Below are 4,655 nucleotides of genomic sequence, written 5' to 3' on the forward strand. Positions count from 1 at the left end.
GATGTTACTCTTAGCAGTTTTTATATTAGTAAGTATGAAGTGACGCAGGGTGAGTATGAAGAATTAATGGGCAGTAACCCGGCTCATGATTATGGAGTGGGAGATGATTATCCGGTTTATTATGTAACCTGGTATGATGTTGTGGAGTATTGTAATGCTTTAAGTGAGCAGAAAGGTCTAACTCCCTGCTACAATCTGAGTGACTGGAGCTGTGATTTTAGTGCAAATGGATTCAGGCTACCCACGGAAGCTGAGTGGGAATATGCAGCGCGAGGTGGAGTGAACTGGACAGATAATAGAAGGTACAGTGGAACTACAGATGAATTAGATGATTATGCCTGGTATGATGATAATTCAGGTGGACAGACTCATGAAGTGGGAATTAAGTTTCCAAACCAACTTGGTATTTATGATATGAGTGGAAATGTTTGGGAATGGTGTAATGACTGGTTTGCAGGTAGTTATTATGGTTCAAGCCCTGAAGACAACCCGACGGGACCTGCTTCGGGCTCTGAATTAGTGCGTCGGAGTGGTGGCTGGCTCCACAACGCCATTGAGTGTCGTGTAGCTGCACGCTACAGTAGCGCCCCTGGTGATATCAGCCACGTTTTGGGATTCCGCGTAACCCGCAGTTCAAATTAGAAATTTATCATATTTTAATGTCAGAATCAGGATTATTGGGATTTGAGAAGAGGTGAGGAATGAGGGATTGAGTGAGCGAAGGGGTGAAGGGGTGAAGGGGCGAAGGGACGATGGGGCGAGGGAGCGAAGGGACGAAGATGTGAAAATGAGAAAATGTGAAGATGAGAGGAATGAGTTATGCAGGAAAGTCAAAAGGTAGAATGGAAAAGAAATTGGAATGATGAGTGGCTGAAATGGATTTGCGGATTTGCTAATACTGAGGGTGGTCTGCTGTTTATTGGTAAGGACAATAAGGGTAACGTAACTGGATTGGTAAATTCACGGAAGCTCATGGAAGATATTCCTAATAAAATAAGAGATGTCCTGGGTATTATGGTTGATGTTAATTTCCATCAGGAAATGGAATTAGAATATATTGAAATTGTAATTGAAGCTTATCCTTATCCTGTCAATTATAAAGGGCATTATTATTATCGTAGTGGAAGTACAAATCAGGAGTTGAGAGGAGCTGCACTGGATAGATTTTTGATGAAAAAGCAGGGATTGCACTGGGATAGCGTGCCTTTGCCGGGATTGACCAAAGATGAATTTACTGGGATTGGTATTTTTAAGAAACTGGCAAAGAGAAGCCAGAGAATAGAAGAAGAATTAATAAATGAGAGTGAAGAAATCCTTTTGGATAAACTGCACTTAGTTACGGGGGAGTATTATAAACGGGCAGCAGCTTTGCTTTTTGCAGAAGACCCTGAGAGATATTTCACTGGTGCCTATACTAAAATTGGTTATTTCGAGAGTGATAGTGAACTTATTTATCAGGATGAAGTGCATGGAAATTTATTCCATCAGGTTGAAAAAGTGATTGAAATTTTACTGGCAAAATATTTAAAAGCTATTATATCCTATGAAGGAATACAGCGGATAGAGAAATATCAGATTCCCAAAGAAGCCTTGAGGGAAGGGATTTTGAATGCTATTATTCATAAAGATTACAGTAGTGGAACACCGATTCAGATTTCAGTGTATAATAATAAGCTGATGATCTGGAATAGCGGTGAATTGCCAATAGGTTGGACAAAAGAAAATCTGATGAGTAAGCATTCATCAAAACCATATAATCCTGATATTGCCAATGCTTTCTTTAGAACTGGCTTGATAGAAGCCTGGGGAAGGGGAATATCAAAGATGAAGAATGCCTGCAAAGATTCTGGAGTACCAGAACCTGAGGTGGAAATTGAAGGTGGAGGATATTGGTTAAAGTTTCCTTTTAGAGAAAGTATCGGAAAAGTGACACCAGAAACTGCACCAGAAACTGCACCAGAAACTGCACCAGAAACGACGGTAAAAACACCGGATAAGATACTTAATTTACTTAGAGAGAATCCTAAATTGTCGCTACAGGATGTAGCTGAAAATATTGGAAAATCATTAAGAGCAGTAAAAGATGCCAGCAGGAAACTTCAGGATGAAGGAAAATTAGAGAGATTAGGACCTAATAAAGGTGGTTACTGGAAGGTAATTGATGAGTAATGTGGGGTATTGAGTTAAGTATTTTGATATTATTATGAGTCAACCATTGCGGAGGTTTACAACCATCCGCAAGGTTTTAGGTTATGGATTATAGATTTGTAAGGAGATAGATTATGAGGAGATTATTGATTTTTGTTTTGCTGGCGGGTATTGGGCTTCTTGCTGGTGCTGAATTTAAGGTAACTGGTGAACTGGAGAAGGAAGGATTCAGTTATGTTAAGAATAATGTGCGGGATACTGATGGGGAGTATTGTGCCAGGATTCAGGTGAATTCTGATATTCGTAATCTGAGATTTGACAGTAACCGTAAACCGGTGAAGATCGAGAAGGAATTGGGTAAGTATTACGTGTATTTATCTCCTGGAGAGCGTTCTCTTACTTTTTTGCAGGCAGAATTTGCGGCTTTTACATATGAATTTCCGCTGACTTTGGAGGCAAATACGGCTTACGTGATGACAGTGGTGAAGAGTGGTTATGGCAGTGCTGATGAAGGACTGGTGATAATAACCTTTGAGCTGAATGAGAAGGATGTGTATATCACCAAAGATATTAACCCTCCGTTACTTAACAAGCAGGGATCAGCACAATATCGGCTTACACCTGGGACTTATACTTTCCGGTTCAATAAACAGGGATTCCAGGAAGATGAGCAGGAACTGCAGATAACGCAGGATGAATTGATCAATATTAATCTGCAGCAGGGTGAAAGCAGTATGAAGCTGAAACTGCCTGGGATAACTATTATAAATAGCGAACCGTCAGGAGCAGAGGTATATTTGAATGATCAGAAGATGGGCATCACACCATGGCAGGATGAATTAATCGCTGGAGATTATAAACTGACGATAAAAGCTAAGATGCATTATACAAAAGAGCTGGAATTTACTCTGGCAGAAGGACAGACTCTGGAATTACCTGCCGTTGAGTTATTAGCTAAGTTTGGTTATTATAGCGTGAATTGTGATCAAAGTAATGCGGATATTTACCTTGATGGGATATTTGAAGGCAAGGGAAATATCTCCAGGCAGAAGATAGAAAGTGGCAGTCATCTATTTGAAGCAAAGTTGGATTATTATCATGATCATAAGGAAGAATTTCTGATCAGTGATGGTGATGAAAGGGATTTTGATATTGTGCTGAAGCCGGCATTTGGCAGGCTGGAGATAAGTTCGACACCAGTAAGTGAAGCTGATGTGTATATTAATGGTGAATATGTGGGCAAGACGCCATATAAGGATGATAAACGCCTATCAGGGCAGTACACGGTGCGGGTGGAGAAGGAGCTTTATACAGGAGCTGAAGAGACCGTGGTCGTATATGATGAAACCTTGATGCAGAAAACAATTCTGCTGACGCAGGATTTCGGGACGCTGATAATAGAAGCAGAAGATAGTGAAATATTTCTGGATGATGTACTGGCAGGTAAAAATAAATATCAGGCAAATTTAAAAGCTGGAAATTATAAAGTGGAAGCCAAGAAAGACAGGCATAGATCAGACAGCAGGAATATATATCTGGGAACAGGAACAATGGAGCAAGTGAAGCTAAGTCCTGAGCCGATCATGGGATCAGTGACTGTGATGAGCAATCCGGCAGCAAGCAAAGGAGCAGCAATCTGGATCAATGATGAGAAAGAAAAAAATACCACACCGGCAGTGCTGCCTTTATTGATAGGGGATTATATGATAAAGGTGCATCATCCAGACTTTCTGGAGCAGACAAAGAGTGTGAGTCTGCGGGAGGGCAGCCAGGAAAAGCTGGTATTTGAGCTGGAAACCTATCAGGGGAGTATGCTTGCCAGTCGCGATAAATGGAGACGTCAGGGCTGGATTGGGGCAGGGACAACTATATTAGCAGTGGGTGCAGCAATGTTTTTTAACAGCCAGGGAGATGGATTTGCAGATGATTATGCCAACTCAGGATCGACAGCCGAAGCTAATAATGCCTGGGATGATATGGAGAGCAATTATAATACCCGCGATACCTGCTATTATATTTCAGTAGTGCCGGCGGTATATACTATCTATAGTTGGATAAAAGCCGGGCAATACAATACTAAATTGAATCAGCCATAGGCTGACAAGAATGGAAAATTGGTGGGGAGCAGAGAACATAGAGGGGAAGAAATTGAAAATTGAAAATGTAAAATGTAAAATTTACCACAGAGAGGGGGGAATAAATTGAAAATTGAAAATGTAATCAGCCATAGGCTGACAAGAATGGAAAATTATGAAGATCAGAGATCAGTGGGGGGCATTTTTCGATTCACGTCTCCCGACTCACGACTCACGGTTTTCTCCCGATTCACAGTTGTCCCTCTTCTCACGTCTCACGTCTCACGACTCACGTTGATATTCTTCCTGCTTATCTTTCTCCCTCTTCATTCCGTGACTGTTTCGGAATTGCAATCAAGCGGGGAATATCTTTATGGTATGGGGGAGGCAGATAGTTATGAAAAGGCTACTGATCTGGCACTTAAGAACCTG

At 41.2% G+C, this 4,655-nt stretch carries 4 protein-coding genes; all 4 read left to right on the forward strand.

Annotation, left to right across the window (positions count from 1 at the left end; all coding sequences use genetic code 11):
• On the forward strand, positions 1 to 642 hold a 642-nt coding region (locus RAO94_05150), incomplete at its 5' end, for an SUMF1/EgtB/PvdO family nonheme iron enzyme (GenBank protein MDP8321715.1).
• A 177-nt stretch (positions 643 to 819) separates the two neighbouring features.
• Positions 820 to 2,169 (forward strand): ATP-binding protein, encoded by a 1,350-nt coding sequence (locus RAO94_05155; GenBank protein MDP8321716.1) that lies wholly within the window; start codon positions 820 to 822, stop codon positions 2,167 to 2,169.
• Between the two features lie 113 nt (positions 2,170 to 2,282).
• On the forward strand, positions 2,283 to 4,244 hold the full coding sequence (locus tag RAO94_05160; protein MDP8321717.1) for a PEGA domain-containing protein: 1,962 nt from the start codon (positions 2,283 to 2,285) through the stop codon (positions 4,242 to 4,244).
• A 105-nt stretch (positions 4,245 to 4,349) separates the two neighbouring features.
• Positions 4,350 to 4,655: hypothetical protein (locus RAO94_05165; protein MDP8321718.1), on the forward strand; the 306-nt coding region annotated here is incomplete at its 3' end.

Origin of the sequence: Candidatus Stygibacter australis (assembly GCA_030765845.1) — a bacterium.
GTDB classification, from domain to species: Bacteria; Cloacimonadota; Cloacimonadia; order Cloacimonadales; family TCS61; genus Stygibacter; species Stygibacter australis.